Genomic DNA, 19,585 nt, shown 5'->3' on the forward strand with positions numbered 1-19,585 from the left:
AACCGTCAGCCGCGCATCTGGAACTGGCCCACCATGTCGCGCAGGCGGCCGGCCTGTTCGTCCAGCGACTGGGCAGCGGCGGCGGCTTCTTCCACCAGCGCGGCGTTCTGCTGCGTGACCTGGTCCATCTGGCCCACGGCGTGACCCACCTGCTCGATGCCGGCGCTCTGCTCCTGCGACGCCGCCGAGATTTCGGCGATGATGTCCGACACGCGCTTTACGGCCTGGCGGATATCGGTCATCGTCTTGCCCACTTCCTCGGCCTGGCCGGAGCCGGTGCGCACCGTGTCGACCGATGCCTCGATCAGTTCCTTGATTTCCTTGGCCGCGCTCGACGAACGTTGCGCCAGGCTGCGCACCTCGCCCGCCACCACCGCAAAGCCGCGGCCCTGCTCGCCGGCACGCGCCGCTTCCACGGCGGCGTTCAGCGCCAGGATGTTGGTCTGGAACGCGATACCCTCGATCAGGTTGGTGATCTCGGCGATACGCTCGGAGCTGCTGCTGATGGCACCCATCGTGCCCACCATCTGCTGCACCGACTGGTTGCCTTCATCGGCCACCAGCGCGGCGTTCGACGCCAGCGACGATGCCTGGCGGGCGTTCTCGGCGTTCTGGCGCACGGTGGCCGTGAGCTGCTCCATGCTCGACGCCGTTTCTTCCAGCGATGCGGCCTGCTCTTCGGTGCGCGACGACAGGTCGACGTTGCCGGCAGCGATCTGCGCCGCGGCCACGCTCACCGAGTCAGTGGAGCGGCGCACTTCGCGCAGCGTGCCTGCCACGCGCTCGATCAGCGCGTTGAACGACCGGGCGGTCAGGCCGATCTCGTCGAGACGATCAACCGGCGCGCGGTGATCGAGGTCGAGCGTCTTGCTGACGTGCTCCAGCGTGCCCTGGATCTCGTCCAGGCTGGTGCGGATGCGCTGGTACAGGCCGAAAGCCAGGAAGCCGGTCAGCCCGATGGCTACCAGGATGACGATGATGAATACGCGCACGGACGTGTGGTACTGCGCCTTGTTGAAGGCCACGGCCTGCTCGCCAAGCTTCGTGTTGTAGTCCAGGTGCTCGTCCAGGGACTTGCGCACGATGCTGGAGACCTTGTTCAGGTCGCCCGACGACAGCATTTGCAGCGTGGCGGCCCGGTCATCGGCGCGCGAACGCTCCAGGAATGCCGGAATCAGGCCACGAAACTGCTGGGCCGCCGCGCGATCGGCTTCGAGCAGCTTGCGATCCGAGTCGTCGGAGATGTCCTCGCGCTCGTACTTCGCCATCAGGTCATCGAAACGCTTGAGCGACTTTTCCAGCGCCGCATCGGCTTCGGCCTGGGCGGCCTTGTCCTCGGCCAGCGCGTGGCGGTACAGGGCCACGCGCGTCATGGCGAACGCATTGCTGGCCGTGTTCAGGTCACGCACGCTGGCGAGCGTGTTGTCGTTGAAGTACTCGAAGCGGTCCTCGGCCTTGGACAGTTGCCATATACCGCCTAGGCCAACGAAAAGTAGCGCGAGTAATGCGAGGGACAGCGTAAGAAGCAGACGTTTGCTGATATTCATGGGGGTGGCTTGGCGGCCACGTTACTTGGCGTGGACCGTCCGTTGTGACGACTTGGGAGGTTTTCGCAGGCGGGCCGGAGCCCGTCGCCACAACGTTTACGGCACCTGCCATATCCCCTGAAGGCGGGGCATGTGCATCGCCACACGCAATGTGCGATGTCCGCACACTATAAGTATCAGCAGGGCCAAGCGCGCCCGGTGATGCGGCCCAGGGTGCCGATGTCGGCATCCAGCGTGCCGAACACACGGCCATGCTGGCGGCCCAGGCGGCTCGCCACGAACTGTTCGGCCGATTCCGGATGCGCGTGGGCAATCATCAGCGCGGCTTGCGCGGTCAGCACCAGGCCCTGCGCAAAGCGGCGCGCACTGGCTTCGAGCGTATCGGCCGGGCCATGCAGCATCGCCTGAAGTGACGCAAGCTCCGCGCGCACGGCAGCGTGGCCGTTCGAGAGCCGCGCCAGGTCCTGGAGGATGCGCGCGCCATCGTCGGGGTTGCGTTGCAGCGCGCGCAGCACGTCCAGGCACATGATGTTGCCCGAGCCCTCCCAGATCGAATTGACGGGCGCCTCGCGATACAGCCGCGCCATCGGGCCTTCTTCGACATAGCCGTTGCCGCCCCACACCTCCATCGCCTCGCCAGTGGCTTCCAGCGCACGCTTGCAGATCCAGAACTTGGCGGCCGGGGTCATCACGCGCTTCCAGGCGGCGGCCTGGGGGTCGTGGTCGGACTGCTCGAATGCGTGCGCCAGCGCCATCATCATCTGCGTGGCTGCCTCGGACTCCAGGGCCAGATCCGCCAGCACATTGCGCATCAGCGGCTGGTCGGCCAGCAGCCGGCCGAATGCCATGCGGTGTCGCGCGTGATGCAGCGCCTGCACCAGCGCCGCGCGTAGCAGCGCGGCGCTGCCGATCACGCAGTCGAGCCGGGTATTGGTGGCCATCTCGATGATGGTGGGAATGCCGCGGCCTTCCTCGCCGATCAGGATGCCGGTGGCGCCCCGGAACTCCACCTCGCTGCTGGAATTGGACTTGTTGCCCAGCTTGTCCTTGAGCCGCTGGATCAGGATCGGATTCTTGCTGCCGTCGTCGCGGAAGCGTGGCACGAAAAAGCACGACAGGGGACCATCGGCCGCGCCCATGCGCGCCACCACCAGGTGGGCATCGCACATCGGCGCCGAGAAAAACCACTTGTGGCCGGCCAGCGCGTACTCGGCGCCACGGCCTTCGCCGCGCACCGGCACGGCCACGGTGGTGTTGGCGCGGACGTCGGAGCCGCCCTGTTTCTCTGTCATGCCCATGCCGATCATCACGGCGGTCTTGTCGCGCCACGGCAGGTCGCGCGGATCGTGCTCGGTCGAGAACAGCCGCGCCTGCAGGTCGCGATAGAGCGCCGGTTCCTTGCTCAGCACCGGGATGCTGGCGAACGTCATGGTGGTGGGGCACAGCGAACCGGACTCCACCTGGGCCTGCAGGAAATAGCCGGCCGTGCGCGCCACCCAGGCGCCGGGGCGCGGTTGCGCAAAGGGCAGGGCCTGCAACTGCTGGCTGCGCAGCAGGGCCAGCAGGTGGTGCCAGGCGGGGTGGAACTGCACCTGGTCGATCCGTTCGCCGGTGCGGGTGTGCGTGTGCAGTTCCGGCGTCAGGCGGTTTGCATCGGCGGCCCACGCCTGTACCTCGGGGTCGCCAAGCCGGGCCCCGTAGCCTGATAGCGCCTCGGCGTGCCAGGTGCCACCCAGCCGGTCCAGCGCGGAACGCAGGCCGGGGTCGGTGTCGAACAGGTTGTAGTGGGCAAGGTCGGGCACCTGGTTGAACACGCTGTGGGTTTGTGCGGCTTGCGCAATTTGCGCGTGATCAACGTCGGCGGCGGGGGTGGCGGTCATGGCATCTCCTGGAGCGGCAATGCGTCTCGGCACTTCGGCAGGCTGCGGCCATGGTACGGCAACTTCCCCGTTCGAAATGCTGCAAGGCACCATGATTCCGATACCGTGAGGCACGACACCTCGAACCGAATTTCGGGTGGCGCGGGGCTTGGGCTTGTGCTTAAATTCACCCCGTTGGATGAAACAGGGGTGCCGTCCGGATGGGCCGGGCGCGCTGAGAGAGTCCCTTCGAACCCGATCCGGCTAGTACCGGCGTGGGAAGTTTCACAAAAACCGATTTGCCTCTTGTCCCGCGGGAGAACCGCTTTTTTCCGCAACGGGACGCCGCCGCCGGCCATGCCGGGCAGGCCGGCTCACAGGGCTCCTGGTTTCGTCCATCCCCGCAAGAGAGAGGACGACACCCATGGCCCGTACTGCCCCCGCCGCATCGTTTGAGTCGCTGGAAAGCGATCTCGACCAGAAATTCGCCTATCCGGCTTCCAGCAAGACCTACCTGACCGGCAGCCGCCCCGATATCCGCGTGCCGCTGCGCACGATCCTGCAGACCGCCACGCGCACCGAGAAGGGCGAGATGGCGAATCCGCCAATCCCGGTCTACGACACCTCGGGCCCGTACAGCGACCCCGACGTGCATATCGACCTGAAGGCCGGCCTGCCGCCCGTGCGCGCCAAGTGGATCGAAGAGCGCAACGACACCGAAGTGCTGTCGGGCCTGTCGTCCGAGTACGGCCTGGCACGCGCCAACGACCCCGCCACGGCACACCTGCGTTTTGCCCAGCTGACCAACCCGCGCCGCGCCAGGGCCGGTGCCAATGTGTCGCAGATGCACTACGCACGCAAGGGCATCATCACGCCCGAGATGGAATACGTGGCGCTGCGCGAATCGCTGAACCTGCAGGCGCTGTACGACAAGCCCGAGTACAAGGCGCTGCTGCGCCAGCACCCGGGCAACGCGCTGGGCGCCGCGCTGCCGCTGCGTCCGGAAGACATGACGCCGGAATTCGTGCGTCGCGAAGTGGCCGCCGGCCGCGCGATCATTCCCGCCAACATCAACCACACGGAACTGGAGCCGATGGCCATCGGCCGCAACTTCCGCGTGAAGATCAACGGCAACCTGGGCAATTCGGCGGTGACGTCGTCGCTGGCCGAGGAAGTGGAAAAGATGGTCTGGTCGATCCGCTGGGGCGCCGACACCATCATGGACCTGTCCACCGGCAAGCACATCCACGAAACCCGTGAATGGATCCTGCGCAACTCGCCGGTACCCATCGGCACGGTGCCGATCTACCAGGCGCTGGACAAGACCGGCGGCATCGCCGAGGACCTGACCTGGGAAATGTTCCGCGACACGCTGATCGAGCAGGCCGAACAGGGCGTGGACTATTTCACGATCCACGCCGGCGTGCTGCTGCGCTACGTGCCGATGACGGCAGACCGCGTGACCGGCATCGTGTCGCGCGGCGGCTCGATCATGGCCAAGTGGTGCCTGGCGCACCACAAGGAAAACTTCCTGTACACGCACTTCGACGAGATCTGCGAAATCATGAAGGCGTACGACGTGTCGTTCAGCCTTGGTGATGGCCTGCGTCCGGGTTGCATCGCCGATTCGAACGACGACGCCCAGTTCGGCGAACTGCGCACGCTGGGCGAGCTGACCGCCAAGGCGTGGGAGCACGACGTGCAGGTGATGATCGAAGGCCCGGGCCACGTGCCGCTGCAGCGCATCCAGGCCAACATGGACGAGGAACTGAAGCACTGCTACGAAGCCCCGTTCTACACGCTGGGACCGCTGGTCACCGACATCGCGCCGGGCTACGACCACATCACCAGCGGCATCGGTGCCGCCAATATCGGCTGGATGGGCACGGCCATGCTGTGCTACGTCACGCCGAAGGAGCACCTGGGCCTGCCGGACAAGGAAGACGTGCGCGAAGGCATCATCACGTACAAGATCGCCGCCCATGCCGCCGACCTGGCCAAGGGCTGGCCCGGCGCGCAGTTGCGCGATAATGCGCTGTCCAAGGCACGTTTCGAGTTCCGCTGGGAAGACCAGTTCAACCTGGGCCTCGATCCGGAGCGCGCGCGTTCGTTCCACGATGCCACGCTGCCGGCCGAAGGCGCCAAGATCGCCCACTTCTGCTCGATGTGCGGGCCGAAGTTCTGCTCGATGAAGATCACGCAGGAAGTGCGCGACTACGCGGCATCGCTGCCGGCGGCCCAGAAGGGGATGGAAGAGAAATCGATCGAGTTCGTGAAGTCGGGCTCGAAGATCTACTCGTAAGCGTTGTCTTGCAGGACGGGCGGCCGCCCACGCGGCGCCGCCCGGCAGTACCCGTAGCACCCAGAGTCCCGCGCGCGGCGCCCCCACGCGGCGCGGCGGTATTCACCGAACAGGAGGCCGGTCGGCGCCACTCACTTGGCCAATGCCGCCGGCATACAAGCCCATGACAGCAGTACAGTCCTTCGATGTCGCCATTCTTGGCGCCGGCCTGGCCGGGCGTTTGTCCGCCTGGCAGCTGGTGCGCGCAGGCGCCCGCGTGGCGCTGGTGGAGCGTGGCGGCCCCGACGGCAGCGGCTCGGCCGCGCACGTGGCCGCGGCCATGCTGGCGCCGCTGGCCGAATCGGCCATTGCCGAACGGCGGATCGTCGACCTTGGCATCGCCAGTGTCGACCTGTGGCGCACCTGGATCCAGGAACTGCCCGAGCCCGTGTTCTTCCAGGAAGATGGCACGCTGGTGGTGTGGCATGCGCGGGACCGCAGCGAGGTGTCGCTGTTCACCGGACGCATGCGCGCCGTGGCGCCGCCCGACCTGGTGCAGGCGCGTCTGCGCGCGCTGGACGGCAACGGCGTGGGCCAGATCGAGCCCGCGCTGGCCGGGCGTTTCCCGCAAGGCCTGCTGCTGCAGGGCGAAGGCCAGCTCGACAACCGTGGCGCGATGCGCGCGCTGCTGTCGTGCTCCATCGAGGAAGGGCTGCACTGCGTGTGGGAAGCGGGCGAGATCGACGCCGAAGCGCTGCCCGCGCTGGGTATCCAGGCCGGTGTCGTGCTCGATTGCCGCGGCCTTGGCGCCCGTGCGGCATGGACCGACGCCGCCGGCCCGCAAGGCCAGGCGCTGCCGGGCCTGCGCGGCCTGCGCGGCGAAGTGGTGCGCGTGCATGCGCCTGACGTGAAGCTGCACCGGCCGGTGCGCCTGCTGCATCCGCGCTACCCCATCTATATCGCGCCGAAGCCGAACGACCTCTACGTGATCGGCGCCACCGAAATCGAAAGCGAGGATGAATCGCCGATGAGCGTGCGCTCCGCGCTGGAGCTGCTCTCGGCGGCGCACTCGCTGCATCCCGCCTTTGGCGAGGCGCGCGTGCTGGAACTGAACGTTCAGCGCCGCCCGACGCGCCCCGACCACCTGCCCGCGATCCGCGTGGACCAGCAGTCGCGCGTGGTGCGCGTGAACGGCCTGTACCGCCATGGCTGGCTGATCGCACCGGCGGTGACCGAGGCCGCCTGCCACGTCGTCCGCGCGATGCTCGACGGCGACCCCGCCGCCCATGCCGTGCCGGCCGCGCTGCGCTGGCCCGGCATGATCGCGCCCGTGAGCGAGTCTGCCCAGATCGCGCCGAACGTGCTGGCCGATGCCGGCGGCACGCTGCACTAACCGATATTCATCATGCAAATCCTGCTCAATGGCCAACCGCTGGAGCTGTCGGACGCCGCCACGCTGGCGGATGCCGTGACCGCCGCGGCCATCGTGCCGCCGTTCGCGGCCGCGGTGAACGGCCAGTTCGTCCCGCGCGCCGCGCATGCGGCTACATCGCTCAATGCGGGCGACCAGATTGACCTCGTGCAACCCGTAACGGGAGGCTAAGCACTGCCATGACATTCGAACCTGCTGAAACCCTGCGCGACCCGTTCGTGCTGTACGGCGAATCCTTCGATTCGCGCCTGTTGCTGGGCACCGCGCGCTATCCGTCGCCGGCCACGCTGCAGGCGGCCGTGGAGGCCTCGCGCCCGGCCATGATCACCGTGGCGCTGCGCCGCCAGACCGCCGTGGGCCAGGGCGACGGCCAGACGCTGGGCGGCGACACCTTCTGGCAGATGCTGCGCACGCTGGGCGTGCCGGTGCTGCCCAATACCGCCGGCTGCTTCACCGCGCAGGAAGTCATCACCACGGCGATGATGGCGCGCGAGGTCTTCGAGACCGACTGGATCAAGCTGGAACTGATCGGCGACGACTACACGCTGCAGCCCGATACGCTGAACCTGCCCGCCGTGGCGGAGACGCTGATCAAGGAAGGCTTCAAGGTGCTGCCGTACTGCACCGAGGATCTGGTGCTGTGCCGCCGCCTGCTTGACGTGGGCTGCCAGGCGCTGATGCCCTGGGCGGCACCGATCGGCACCGGCCGTGGCGCGGTAAATCCGCACGCCATGCGCACGCTGCGCGACCGCCTGCCCGACACGCCGCTGATCGTCGATGCCGGACTGGGCCTGCCGTCGCATGCGGCGCAGGTGCTGGAATGGGGCTACGACGGCGTGCTGCTGAACACCGCCGTGGCCCAGGCCGCGTATCCGGTGAACATGGCGCGCGCGTTTGCGCTGGCCGTGGACGCCGGCCGTACCGCGTACCTGGCCGGCCCGATGCCTGAGCGCGAAGTGGCGCAGGCCAGCACGCCGGTGGTGGGCATGCCGTTCTGGCACGCCGAAGGCGCGGAGGATCGCGCATGACGCGCCAGGGAGTTGCCGCGGCCATCGACGCCGCACTGTTCGAAGACCTGATGCGGCGCTTTGCCGCGATGTTTGGCCGCGACGAGACGCCGTGGCAGGTATGGCCGCTGGCGAACGCCCCGGCCACGCTGGGCCGGCACGACGTGGTGCTGTCGGATGGCGAGGCCGCCGCCGACGTCATCGATCGCGTGGCGGCAGCCAATGCCGTGCTGATCGTGTCGGAGCGCGAAGGCGGCCGCTGGGTCGACACCGTGCGCTCGCCGATGGGCACCTGGGTGCTCGATTCGCAGGCCGACGACGAATCCGCGCACTCGCCCGGCTTCGTGGCGGTGCTGGCGGCGGCCCTGTCGCTGCATTTCCCCGCGCACGACGCGCTGTGCATCGCCCGCGCCTGGGTGCCGGGCAGCACCGGCTGGCCCGGCGATTTCGCGCGCTTTCCGCGCGTGCGCCATGCCGCGCTGGTCTCGCCTGATCATCCGGCGCCGGCCTTCGCGCCGTGCCCGCCCGATCTGGGGCTGTATGCGGTCATGCCCAGCGCCGACTGGATCGAGCAACTGGTGCCACTGCAGGTGCCAACCGTGCAGCTGCGCTTCAAGTCCGACGATGCCGCCGAGGTGAAGGCCGAAGTGGTGCGGGCGGCCAATGCGGCCAAGGGCTCGAAGTCGCGCCTGTTCATCAACGACCACTGGCGCGTGGCGGTCGACCATCACGCGGCTTGTGGCGGCGATAGCGGTATCTATGGCATCCACCTGGGTCAGGAAGACCTGGACGAAGCCGACCTCGACGCCATCCGCGCATCGGGCCTGCGCCTGGGCGTGTCCACGCACGGCTACGCTGAAATGCTGCGCGTGGCGGCGATCCGGCCGAGTTACCTGGCGCTGGGCGCGATTTTCCCGACCACGACCAAGATCATGCCGACCCAGCCGCAGGGCATGGGCCGCTTCCAGTCGTATGTGACGCTGATGAAGCCGGTGATTCCGTCGCTGGTAGGCATCGGCGGTGTAAACGCCGGCAATATGCGCGAAGTGCTCGATGTCGGCGTGGGCAGCGCAGCCGTGGTGCGGGCCATTACCGAGGCTGGCGACGTGCCAGCGGCGGTGGCGGGCCTCAACGCGCTGTTTGCCTGACCGTCTCCGGTTGCACGGCCCGCCCTCTCCCCCGCCCCTCTCCCGCCAGCGGGAGAGGGGAGAACACCCAGGGCACCGCCAAGGCTGCTGGTTTGCTTTTCTCTCCCTCCATCGGGAGAGAGGAGAACACCCAGGGCTGGTTTGCTCCCCTCTCCCGCCATGCGGGAGAGGGGCCGGGGGAGAGGGCCGGGCGTCTCAAACGCTCACAGTTTGGGCGCTGACCGGCCACCCTGGCTGGCCGTATCCCGCCAATCCGCATATCCTCTCCATCCAGTCACCAATGGATAGAGGTTCCGCACTACGGAACGGAACCCGCAGAGAGGAAACAGCAGTGAACGAGATCATCCCCGCCGCCCCGGGCACCCCCGACAAGCCCTATTTCGGTATCGAGATTCCGCTGATGCGCCTGCTGGGCCTGCAGCCGGTGCATATGGAGGAGGGGCTATGCCGTACGCGCCTGCCGGCCAGCCCGAATGTGGTGAACAGCCGTGGTGACGTGCATGGCGGCACCCTGATGGCCGTGCTCGACTTCACCCTGAGCGGTGCGGCGCGCTCGCATGCCCCGCTGGATGTGGGCGTGATCACGATCGACATGTCCACGCATTTCCTGGCCGCCGCGCGCGGCGAGCTGACGTTCGAGTCGCGCGTCCTGCGCCGGGGCGCCAAGATTGCCTTCTGCGAAGGCGAGGCCCGCGACGCGTCGGGCACCGTCTGCTGCGTGGCCCGCGCGTCGTTCAAGCTGGTGCAGCTGGCCGGCGGGAACTAGGCCGGCGGGAATCAAGCTGCCGGATCGTCCGCAGGGTCCGCCGGGCCTTGGGTCGGACGATAGACTGCCTCGAACCTTGCGCGCTCGGTGATGCCATGGTCGCCGGGCGCGTATTGCATCAGCCAGTCGCCGGGCTTGCCGGTCAGCACATCGCCACCGGCCGAGCGTTCGATCGCAAACGAGGCCGGCATCTCCTTGACCAGTACCGGCACCGGCTTGTTGCGATACGGGCCGGCTTCGCCGTGCGTGCCCGGCCCCACGGCCACGTATCGCGCATCGAAACGCTCGCGCGACACCACCCAGCGGTCGCCGGTGGCGCCGGTCACGATGGCATCGGCACGCAGGTAGCGGTTCGGCCCTTCGCGGCTGATCAGTTCGCCAGGCTCGGCGGCAAACGCCACCTGCACGGTTTCGTCCTTCACGTACCAGCGCGCGGCGGGATCGTCGCGCAGGTCGATGTCTTGCAGGGTTTCCATGTCGAATCCGATTCCGGGTCAGCCCAGCTGGCGCGGGGCAAAGCTGTGGTTGAGCGGGCCATTGCCGGCCCCCAGGCGCAGTTGCGCCCCCGCCGCGATGGCCCGGGCCACGTAGTCCAGCGCGGTGCCCACGGCATCGGGCAGGGCGTCGCCGCGCGCCAGTTGCGACGCGATGGCCGCCGCCAGCGTGCAGCCGGTGCCATGCAGGTTGGGGGTATCGATGCGCGGATGCGTGTAGACGCGCGTGGTGCCATCGGCCAGCATCAGCAGGTCGTCCAGGCCGGTGGCGCCGGGGCCGTCGTCTTCCAGGTGGCCGCCCTTGAGCAGCACGGCCTGGCAGCCCATGGCAAGCAGGTCGGCCGCGGCGGACTCCATCTCGGCCCGGCGCGCGATGCGGCGCCCGAGCAGGTACGAGGCTTCCGGCAGGTTCGGGGTGACCAGCATGGCGCGCGGAAACAGCAGCTTCACCATGGCCTGGCTGGTGGCGTCGTCGGACAGCGTGGCGCCAGAGGTGGAGATCATGACCGGGTCGACCACCAGCTTGCGGATGCCGTGCCGGTCCACCGCGCCGGCCACGGCCTCGACGATGGCCGCCGTGCCGAGCATGCCGGTCTTGGCGGCATCCACGCCGATGTCGCTGGCGACGGCGTCGATCTGCGCGGCCACCATGTCGGCCGGAATGGCGTGCACGCCGGTGACGCCCAGCGTGTTCTGGGCCGTGATGGCGGTGATCGCGCTCATGCCGAAGCAGCCGAGCGCGGCAAATGTCTTCAGGTCCGCCTGGATGCCGGCGCCGCCGCCGGAGTCGGAACCGGCGATGGTCAGGGTGCGAGGTGGCGTGGGGAGCATGTGCAAGGCAGGAACGGGACGGGAACAGTCGGAAACAAAAAAGCGGGAAAAATTCTGGTATTTCTGCCCGCTCGGCGCGGACAGGCACGCTACAATACCGCCACTCCGAGGAGCGTTGCAACGGATGCCCTGCCATCCGCCAGGCTCGGAATGTCTCAACGGCGCTCGCTGTTCCGTGGTTCGCACGGGGCGCGAGTCGACCTGTCTGCCCGTCATGGCCTCACTGGAGGCAATCCGTGACGCGGCCCGGGCCCCAAAGTCATGGGCCTGAACCGTCTCCCGTCCCGCGTATGCGCCACTCTTACATCGGAGTGAACATGAACGCTGTGACTGACCTGAAGCAAGACTACCTGATCGCCGATATCGGCCTGGCCGGCTGGGGCCGCAAGGAAATCGCCATCGCCGAGACCGAAATGCCGGGTCTGATGGCCATTCGTGACGAATTCGCCGCCGCGCAGCCGCTCAAGGGCGCCCGCATCGCCGGTTCGCTGCACATGACGATCCAGACCGCCGTGCTGATCGAGACGCTCAAGGCACTGGGCGCCGATGTGCGCTGGGCTTCGTGCAACATCTTCTCGACCCAGGACCACGCCGCCGCAGCCATCGCCGCATCGGGCACGCCGGTGTTCGCGTTCAAGGGCGAGTCGCTGAAGGAATACTGGGACTTCACCCACCGCATCTTCGACTGGGCCGACGGCGGCACGCCGAACATGATCCTGGACGACGGCGGCGACGCCACGCTGCTGCTGCACCTGGGTGCCCGCGCCGAGAAGGATGCATCGCTGATCAGCAAGCCGACCAGCGAGGAAGAAACCTACCTGTTCGCCGCCATCAAGGAAAAGCTGGCCAAGGACGCCACCTGGTACAGCCGCAACCTGGAAGCCATCCGCGGCGTGACCGAGGAAACCACCACGGGCGTGCACCGCCTGTATCAGATGGCCCAGCGCGGCGAACTGAAGTTCCCGGCCATCAACGTGAACGACTCGGTGACCAAGAGCAAGTTCGACAACCTGTACGGCTGCCGCGAATCGCTGGTGGACGGCATCAAGCGCGCCACCGACGTGATGATCGCCGGCAAGGTTGCCATCGTGGCGGGCTACGGCGACGTGGGCAAGGGCAGCGCCCAGGCCCTGCGCGCGCTGTCGGCCCAGGTGTGGGTCACCGAAATCGACCCGATCTGCGCACTGCAGGCCGCCATGGAAGGCTACCGCGTGGTGACGATGGACTACGCCGCCGAGCACGGCGACATCTTCGTGACCTGCACGGGCAACTACCACGTGATCACGCATGACCACATGGCCAGGATGAAGGACCAGGCCATCGTCTGCAACATCGGCCACTTCGACAACGAGATCGACATCGCCTCGGTCGAGAAGTACGAATGGGACGAGATCAAGCCGCAGGTGGACCACGTCAAGTTCCCGGACGGCAAGAAGATCATCATCCTGGCAAAGGGCCGCCTGGTGAACCTGGGCTGCGCCACGGGCCACCCGTCGTACGTGATGAGCAGCTCGTTCGCCAACCAGACGATCGCCCAGATCGAACTGTGGGCCGAGCGCGACAGCGGCAAGTACCCGGTGGGCGTGTACACGCTGCCGAAGCACCTGGACGAGAAGGTGGCCCGCCTGCAGCTGAAGAAGCTGAACGCACAGCTGACCGAACTGACCGAGCAGCAGGCGGCCTACATCGGCGTGCAGAAGCAAGGCCCGTACAAGGCCGACCACTACCGCTACTGATCGGCCCGGTTTTCTCCCCGCGTCTTTCTCCCCTCTCCCGCCTGGCGGGAAGGGGGCCGGGGAGAGGGCGTTGAGCCAACTGCGCGGCGGGCTTCGCCAGGTCGCACAGTTCCGATGTCATCCCATATCAAGGAGTCCCGATGAGACTGTTGGCCGTCTGGATCATCAACGCCGCTTCGCTGTTCCTGGTGAGCTACCTGATCAGCGGTATCGAACTGCGCGGGTTTGGCGCGGCGATGGTTGCCGCACTGGTGCTGGGTCTGGTCAATACGCTGATCAGGCCGATCCTGGTCATCCTGACCCTGCCGGTGACGCTGGTGACGCTGGGGCTGTTCATCTTCGTCATCAACGCGCTGCTGTTCCTGTTTGTCGGCAACCTGCTGCAGGGGTTTGTCGTGGCAGGGTTTGGCTCCGCGCTGCTTGGCTCGATTCTCTATAGCGTGATCTCGACGATTCTCGCCAGCGTACTGCTTGGCGGCCGGGACTAAGCGCGACTGAAATTTTTCGGGGCGCCGCGCGTGCGGCGTGCCAACCATGACTGATCGCTACTACAGCTTCGAATTCTTCCCGCCCAAGACGGCGGAGGGCGCCGAGAAACTGCGCAACACGCGCGCCCAGCTGGCTCCGCTGCAGCCGAAGTACATCTCGGTAACGTTCGGCGCCGGCGGCACCACGCAGCAGGGCACGCTCGACGCCGTGCTGGAAATCCAGCGCGAGGGCATCGAGGCGGCGCCGCACCTGTCGTGCGTGGGATCGTCGCGCGAGAGCATCCGCGACATCCTCAAGACCTACCGCGACGGCGGCATCCGCCATATCGTGGCGCTGCGCGGCGACATGCCTTCGGGCATGGGCGAGATCGGCGAATTCCGCTACGCCAACGAGCTGGTGGAGTTCATCCGCGCCGAGACGGGCGACTGGTTCAACATCGAGGTGGCCGCCTATCCCGAGTACCACCCGCAGGCCCGCTCGCCGCGCCACGACCTGGACAACTTCGTGCGCAAGGTGAAGGCTGGCGCCAATTCGGCCATCACGCAGTATTTCTTCAACGCCGACGCCTACTTCCGCTTTGTCGACGACGTGCGCGCGATGGGCGTGGAAGTGCCGATCGTGCCGGGCATCATGCCGATCACCAACTACTCGCAGCTGATGCGCTTTTCCGAGATGTGCGGCGCCGAAGTGCCGCGCTGGGTGGCAAAGCGGCTCGAATCGTTTGGCGACGACAAGGAGTCGATCCGCGCGTTCGGCCTGGACGTGGTGACGGCGCTGTGCGAGCGCCTGCTGGCATCGGACGTGCCCGGCCTGCACTTCTACACGCTGAATACGGCTGGCGCCACCAAGGCCATCTGGCAACGGCTGAAGCTCTGAGCGCATGCCCGCCGCGCGCCGCCCGGACCCGTTCATCGAGCATCTGCTGGAGCTGATGGCACCGCTGGCGGCCAGCATCGGGCCGGTCACGGCCAGGCGGATGTTTGGCGGGCACGGCCTGTTCTACGACGGGCTGATGTTTGCGCTGGTCAGCGGCGGCCAGTGCTACCTGAAGGCGGACGATGCCACGCTGGCCCGGTTCGAAGCCGAGGGCAGCGAGCCGTTCCGCTATCAGTCGGCCCGGCGCGAAGTGACGATGCGTCACTACCTGAGCCTGCCGGCAGCGTGCCTGGAGTCGCCAGCGGCCATGACGCCGTGGGCGCGCATGGCGGTGGAGGCGGCGCTGCGGCTTGGGAATGCCCGGTAGGCAGACCGGCATGGCCGTGTCGCCAGCGATCGGCAGCCCCCGGGCGATGGTGGCATACTCGCCGCCATGGTCACCGCCACTTTCCGTTTCTACGAGGAACTGAACGACTTTCTGGCGCCATCGCAGCGCCGCCGGGACCTGTCGTGCCCCTGTGCGCGCGCCGCCACGGTCAAGCACATGATCGAGGCGCTGGGCGTGCCGCATACCGAGGTGGAGCTGATTCTGGTGAATGGCGAATCGGCGCCGTTCGAGCGCCTCGTCGAAGACGGCGACCGCGTAGCCGTCTATCCAAAATTCGAATCGCTCGATGTCACGCCGTTGCTGCGCGTGCGCGAGCATCCGCTGCGCAGCATTCGTTTCATCGCCGATGCCCATCTGGGCGGCCTGGCGCACCTGCTGCGCATGAGCGGCTTCGACACCCTCTACGACAACCACTTCGAAGACAGCGAGATTGCCCGCATCGCGGCCGATGAGCAGCGCATCGTGCTGACGCGCGACCGCGAACTGCTCAAGCGCCGCGAGATCACGCACGGCTGCTACGTGCGGGCGATCAAGTCGACGCCACAGGCGCAGGAGATCTTCGCGCGGCTTGACCTGGCGCGCAGCGCCCGGCCGTTCTCGCTATGCCTGACCTGCAACGTGCCGCTGCAGCGGATCGACAAGCCCGACGCACAGGGCCGCGTGCCGGACGGCGTTTTCGAGCGCCATGACCGCTTTGTCACGTGCCCGCAATGCCGCAGGGTGTTCTGGGAAGGCTCGCACTGGAGACGGATGCGCGAACTGGTGGATGGGCTGACCCGCGACCCGGTGCCAGCCCCGGACGCCGCGCCAGGCTGACCGCCAGGCGACGACCAGGTGGCCGCGCGAGCTACCGCACCCCCGCTTCGGTGACCAGCCAGTCCATCGGCAGGTCGTGCGCCTGCGCCACGAGTGGAATCTCGCAGGCGCCGAAGCCGATGCCAATGGCGATGGGGGTGGCGCCCAGGCCGGCCAGGGCCGCCAGTGTGCGGTCGTAGAAGCCGCCGCCGTAGCCGAGGCGGAACTTGTTGGCGCTGAAACCGACACAGGGAATGAGCAGCGCGTCGGGCGTCACGGCTTCGGTGCCATCGGGTACCGGAATGCCGTAGTGGCCGGCGCGCATCATCGTGTCAGGGGTCCAGAGATGGAAATCGAGCGGCGTGCCCGGGGCCGAGACCACGGGCAGGGCGGCCACGCGGCCGGGCATCGCGCCCAGCCAGCGGGCCACCGTGCCGCGCGCGTCGAATTCCTGCTGGATCGGCCAGTAAAACCCCAGTTTCCGTATGCCCAGGCGTTCCAGCAGAGGCCCCAGCGCATGGTCGATGGCGGCATCGGACGCGGCGCGACCGGGCAGCGCGGCACGCCGCGCCAGCAGGTCGCGGCGCAGGGCGCGGCGGTCATCGGCAGGGTCTGCGGGCAGGTCGGCAGGCTGGTCCGTGCCAGCGTGGAATTGACGGGCGTCAGGCCCGTTGTCCGGGGCTTGGGATGGGGGCATGGCGTGCAATAATGACCGCGATCAGACAATCAGAGACAAATGAAGGATGCGTGCCTGTCTTCGTGAATGGGCACGTGCCACCACATAAGGGATAGCCAAGAATGTCGAAGGGAGTATATCTGCGCCGGGCCGGCCGCATCGCCTGGCTTGCGTTCGCAGGCGCGGTGCTGGCGATGCCGGCGTACGCGCAGAAAAAGCCGGCACCGTCGCGTCCGGCCCCGCAGCAGCCGGCTGCGCCGACGATGATTCCGTCCAACCCGGACGACGCCTTCGTGGCGCTGCGCGAAGCGGCCCGCAAGAATGACGTGGACCGCGCCGCCGCCATTTCGGCCACGCTGGTCGACTACCCGATCCCCTCGTACGTCGAATACTTCCGCATCAAGCCGCAGATGTTCGACACCGGCGGCCAGGCGCGCATCGACGCCCCCGACGCCGAAGTGGCGGCCTTCCTGCAGCGCTACCAGGGCGAGGCGATTGCCGACCGCATGCGCAACGACTGGCTGCTGGTGCTGGGCAAGAAACGCGACTGGGCCAACTTCGACATCCAGTACCCCCAGTTCGTGCTCAAGGACGACACGCAGGTGGAGTGCTACGCGCTGCTGTCGAAGGCGCTCAAGGGCCAGAACGTGGCCGCCGAGGCGCGCGCCACGCTGGTGGATCCGCGCTACTACGGCGACGGCTGCGTGGACCTGGTGAGCTACCTGGCGCAGAGCCAGCAGATCCAGCGCAGCGACGTGGCGTTCCAGGCACGTCAGGCGTTGGAGCAGAACTACACGACGCTGGCTGCGAAGATTGCGGCCGCCGTGCCCGATGCACGCGTGGACAGCGATTCGCTGGCCACCGTGGTCAAGATGGCCCGCAACGACCCGTCGCAGGCGGCGTCCTACCTGAACACCATTGCCGGCGGCCTGTCGCGCGACGAGCAGGGTGCCGCGTGGGGCGTGGTTGGCCAGTACGCCGCCAAGAAGCTGATGCCGGAAGCGGCCGGCTACTACCGCCGCCAGATGGACCTGGGCGGCAACCAGTGGCTGTCCGACGAAACGCAGGAATGGCGCGTACGCGCCGCATTGCGCCAGGGCGACTGGAAGCAGGTGCGCCAGTCGGTCGAGCTGATGCGTGCCGAGCTGCGTGCCAAGGACCCGGCCTGGACGTACTGGTACGGCCGCGCGCTCAAGGCTGACGGCCGCACCGCCGATGCACAGGCGCAATTCCAGTCGATTGCCGGCCAGTTCAACTTCTACGGCCAGCTGGCCAGCGAGGAACTGGGCAACCGGATCACGCTGCCGGCCCGCACCACGGTCAGCGACGCCGAGGCCATGGCAATGCGCACGCGCCCGGGCTTTGTCCGCGCGCAGAAGTTCTATGACCTGAACCTGCGCTTCGAGGGCAACCGCGAGTGGAACTGGGAACTGCGCGGCATGAGCGACCGCGAGCTGATCGCCGCCGCCGAGTACGCGCGCAAGGTCGAGCTGCTGGATCGCACGGTCAACACGTCGGATCGTACGAAGGCCGAACATGATTTCGCACAGCGTTTCCCGATGCCGTATCGCGACATCATGCAGCGCGCCACCGACGATGTGGGCCTGGACATGGCCTGGGCGTACGGCCTGATCCGCCAGGAATCGCGCTTCATCATGAACGCGCGGTCGTCGGCGGGTGCGCACGGCCTGATGCAGGTGATGCCGGCCACGGCCAAATACGTGGCGAAGAAGATCGGCATGGCCGACTTCTCGCCGTCGATGATGGGCGATCCGAACATCAATATCCTGCTCGGTACAAATTACATGAGCATGGTACTGACGGACCTCGATAGTTCATGGACGCTGGCCTCGGCCGGCTACAACGCCGGCCCGGGACGCCCGAAATCGTGGCGTTCGAGCCTGTCGCGGCCCGTGGAAGGCGCGATCTTTGCAGAGACGATCCCGTTCACGGAAACGCGAACGTATGTCAAGAATGTGCTTTCCAACGCTACGTACTATGCTGCATTGATGAGTGGCCGTCCCCAGTCGCTGAAAGACCGGCTCGGGGTGGTCGCGCCGTCCTCGGTCACGACGACCAGCCTGCCCTGACCCTGCATCGGGACGGGGCGCTGGCTCCGTGACCCTCGGGACGCGTGCATCACGCAAGCGTCACACGAAACGTCACGGAGCCCAGAATGAAGACCAGCAACGTCCTTGTCATCGGGGGCGCCGGTTTCATCGGCAGCCACCTCGTGTCCCGCCTGGCTGGCGCGGCATCCGCCTCCGGCGCGCCGCTCGATCCGGCCACCAATCCCGATAGTCCCATTGCCCCCGACCGCATCGTGGTCGGGGCGCGCAGCATCGAACATGCGCAGCACCTGCTGTTGCTGCCGCGTGTGGAAGTGGCCGAACTTGGCCTGTCCGATGCGGCCTCGCTCGATGACGCCATCGGCCCGCTGGGTGTCGACGGCATCGTCGTCAACCTGGTGGGCATCCTGCACGGCGACCGCGCCGACCCGTACGGGCCGCAGTTTGCCGCCGCGCATGTCGACCTGCCGCGACAGCTGGTTGAGGCCTGCAACCGTACCGGCGTTCGCCGCCTGATCCACATGAGCGCGCTTGGCGCCGACACGCAGGGTCCGTCGATGTACCTGCGCAGCAAGGGCGAGGGCGAGCGCATCGTGCGCGAGAGCGGGCTGGACTGGACCATCTTCCGGCCGTCGGTCGTGTTCGGCCCCGACGATCATTTCCTGAACCTGTTCGCCCAGCTGCAGCAGATGGCACCGGTGGTACCGCTGGCGTGCGCCCATGCGCGCTTCCAGCCCGTGTTCGTGATGGACGTGGTGCAGGCCTTTGTCAACGCGATGGCCAATGGGTCGACGGTCGGGCAAACCTACGAACTGGGCGGCCCGCAGGTGTACACGCTGGAAGAACTGGTCAAGTTCGCGGGCCGGGCGTCGGGGCATCCGCGACCGATCATCGCGCTGCCCGACGCGCTGGCGCGCATGCAGGCCGCCGTGCTCGAACACATGCCGGGCGGCGCGGTGCTGTCGCGCGACAACCTCGATTCGATGCGGCTGGACAACGTGCTCGGCGAGCCCATGGCGGAGGAACTTGGCGTGCATCCCGTGAGCCTGGAGGTCGTGATGACCGACGTGCTGGCCGGGCGCAGCCGCGACACGTTCTTCCAGTCCATGCGCGGCAGCGTGCATCGCTGAAGCGCCATCGTCCGGGGGCACGGAACTTGCGCCGATGTGATTGGCGCTCACAGCCTTGCGA

Annotated in this window: 18 protein-coding genes and 2 riboswitches; of the genes, 13 read left to right on the forward strand and 5 right to left on the reverse strand. The window is 67.4% G+C overall.

The features are described from left to right. Window positions 1–5: 5 nt before the first annotated feature. The gene (locus A9J21_RS00065) at window positions 6–1,547 is read right to left on the reverse strand and encodes a methyl-accepting chemotaxis protein (protein WP_066730667.1); all 1,542 of its coding nucleotides are present in this window, start codon (window positions 1,545–1,547) and stop codon (window positions 6–8) included. Between the two features lie 176 nt (window positions 1,548–1,723). Next, window positions 1,724–3,427 (reverse strand): acyl-CoA dehydrogenase family protein, encoded by a 1,704-nt coding sequence (locus A9J21_RS00070; RefSeq protein ID WP_066730669.1) that lies wholly within the window; start codon window positions 3,425–3,427, stop codon window positions 1,724–1,726. A gap of 175 nt (window positions 3,428–3,602) precedes the next feature. After that, window positions 3,603–3,705: riboswitch (TPP riboswitch) on the forward strand. A gap of 125 nt (window positions 3,706–3,830) precedes the next feature. Here A9J21_RS00070 and thiC point away from each other — a divergent pair. The 6 genes from thiC to A9J21_RS00100 all read left to right on the forward strand — a co-directional run bounded on the left by thiC (window position 3,831) and on the right by A9J21_RS00100 (window position 10,040). Continuing rightward, window positions 3,831–5,708: a phosphomethylpyrimidine synthase ThiC gene (gene thiC / locus A9J21_RS00075; RefSeq protein ID WP_066730671.1), complete on the forward strand. Its 1,878-nt coding sequence runs from the start codon at window positions 3,831–3,833 to the stop codon at window positions 5,706–5,708. 163 nt (window positions 5,709–5,871) lie between these two features. Further along, window positions 5,872–7,080 (forward strand): FAD-dependent oxidoreductase, encoded by a 1,209-nt coding sequence (locus tag A9J21_RS00080; RefSeq protein ID WP_197497434.1) that lies wholly within the window; start codon window positions 5,872–5,874, stop codon window positions 7,078–7,080. Between the two features lie 12 nt (window positions 7,081–7,092). Next, window positions 7,093–7,290 (forward strand): sulfur carrier protein ThiS, encoded by a 198-nt coding sequence (gene thiS / locus A9J21_RS00085; protein WP_066730677.1) that lies wholly within the window; start codon window positions 7,093–7,095, stop codon window positions 7,288–7,290. Window positions 7,291–7,298: 8 nt separating this feature from the next. Next, the gene (locus A9J21_RS00090; RefSeq protein ID WP_066730679.1) at window positions 7,299–8,147 is read left to right on the forward strand and encodes a thiazole synthase; all 849 of its coding nucleotides are present in this window, start codon (window positions 7,299–7,301) and stop codon (window positions 8,145–8,147) included. Continuing rightward, window positions 8,144–9,274, forward strand: coding sequence for a thiamine phosphate synthase (locus A9J21_RS00095; protein ID WP_066730681.1), 1,131 nt, complete (start codon window positions 8,144–8,146; stop codon window positions 9,272–9,274). Before A9J21_RS00090 ends, A9J21_RS00095 begins: the two co-directional genes overlap by 4 nt. Before the next feature lie 280 nt (window positions 9,275–9,554). Further along, a complete protein-coding gene (locus A9J21_RS00100; RefSeq protein ID WP_197497435.1) occupies window positions 9,555–10,040 on the forward strand; it encodes a PaaI family thioesterase in 486 nt (161 codons plus the stop codon). A gap of 11 nt (window positions 10,041–10,051) precedes the next feature. Here the strand turns inward: A9J21_RS00100 and A9J21_RS00105 are convergent, their stop codons facing one another. Both A9J21_RS00105 and thiD read right to left on the reverse strand, forming a co-directional pair. After that, window positions 10,052–10,516 carry a PGDYG domain-containing protein gene (locus A9J21_RS00105; RefSeq protein ID WP_066730686.1) on the reverse strand — a complete coding sequence of 155 codons (465 nt, stop codon included), beginning with the start codon at window positions 10,514–10,516 and terminating at the stop codon, window positions 10,052–10,054. An 18-nt stretch (window positions 10,517–10,534) separates the two neighbouring features. Further along, window positions 10,535–11,365: a bifunctional hydroxymethylpyrimidine kinase/phosphomethylpyrimidine kinase gene (thiD, locus tag A9J21_RS00110; protein WP_066730688.1), complete on the reverse strand. Its 831-nt coding sequence runs from the start codon at window positions 11,363–11,365 to the stop codon at window positions 10,535–10,537. A 101-nt stretch (window positions 11,366–11,466) separates the two neighbouring features. Then, window positions 11,467–11,539: riboswitch (S-adenosyl-L-homocysteine riboswitch) on the forward strand. 143 nt (window positions 11,540–11,682) lie between these two features. On the opposite strand from thiD, the gene ahcY reads away from it, so the two are divergent. The 5 genes from ahcY to A9J21_RS00135 all read left to right on the forward strand — a co-directional run bounded on the left by ahcY (window position 11,683) and on the right by A9J21_RS00135 (window position 15,670). After that, entirely contained in the window at window positions 11,683–13,101 is a 1,419-nt protein-coding gene (gene ahcY / locus A9J21_RS00115; protein ID WP_066730690.1) for an adenosylhomocysteinase, read from the forward strand. 140 nt (window positions 13,102–13,241) lie between these two features. Further along, window positions 13,242–13,589, forward strand: a complete 348-nt coding sequence (locus A9J21_RS00120) for a phage holin family protein (RefSeq protein ID WP_066730693.1) — start codon at window positions 13,242–13,244, stop codon at window positions 13,587–13,589. Window positions 13,590–13,635: 46 nt separating this feature from the next. Then, window positions 13,636–14,466, forward strand: a complete 831-nt coding sequence (gene metF / locus A9J21_RS00125) for a methylenetetrahydrofolate reductase [NAD(P)H] (RefSeq protein ID WP_066730695.1) — start codon at window positions 13,636–13,638, stop codon at window positions 14,464–14,466. A gap of 4 nt (window positions 14,467–14,470) precedes the next feature. Beyond that, a complete protein-coding gene (locus A9J21_RS00130) occupies window positions 14,471–14,833 on the forward strand; it encodes a TfoX/Sxy family protein (protein WP_066730696.1) in 363 nt (120 codons plus the stop codon). Window positions 14,834–14,899: 66 nt separating this feature from the next. Beyond that, window positions 14,900–15,670 (forward strand): Mut7-C RNAse domain-containing protein, encoded by a 771-nt coding sequence (locus A9J21_RS00135; protein WP_066730697.1) that lies wholly within the window; start codon window positions 14,900–14,902, stop codon window positions 15,668–15,670. 31 nt (window positions 15,671–15,701) lie between these two features. Here the strand turns inward: A9J21_RS00135 and A9J21_RS00140 are convergent, their stop codons facing one another. After that, the gene (locus A9J21_RS00140) at window positions 15,702–16,346 is read right to left on the reverse strand and encodes a 5-formyltetrahydrofolate cyclo-ligase (protein ID WP_082926151.1); all 645 of its coding nucleotides are present in this window, start codon (window positions 16,344–16,346) and stop codon (window positions 15,702–15,704) included. A gap of 101 nt (window positions 16,347–16,447) precedes the next feature. Between A9J21_RS00140 and A9J21_RS00145 the strand changes: the two genes are divergently transcribed. Both A9J21_RS00145 and A9J21_RS00150 read left to right on the forward strand, forming a co-directional pair. Further along, window positions 16,448–18,415, forward strand: a complete 1,968-nt coding sequence (locus A9J21_RS00145) for a lytic transglycosylase domain-containing protein (protein WP_066730699.1) — start codon at window positions 16,448–16,450, stop codon at window positions 18,413–18,415. An 86-nt stretch (window positions 18,416–18,501) separates the two neighbouring features. Further along, on the forward strand, window positions 18,502–19,524 hold the full coding sequence (locus A9J21_RS00150) for a complex I NDUFA9 subunit family protein (RefSeq protein ID WP_066730701.1): 1,023 nt from the start codon (window positions 18,502–18,504) through the stop codon (window positions 19,522–19,524). The last annotated feature ends 61 nt before the right edge of the window (window positions 19,525–19,585 follow it).

The organism is Cupriavidus sp. D384 (assembly GCF_001652915.1).
In the GTDB taxonomy this organism is placed as follows: domain Bacteria; phylum Pseudomonadota; class Gammaproteobacteria; order Burkholderiales; family Burkholderiaceae; genus Cupriavidus.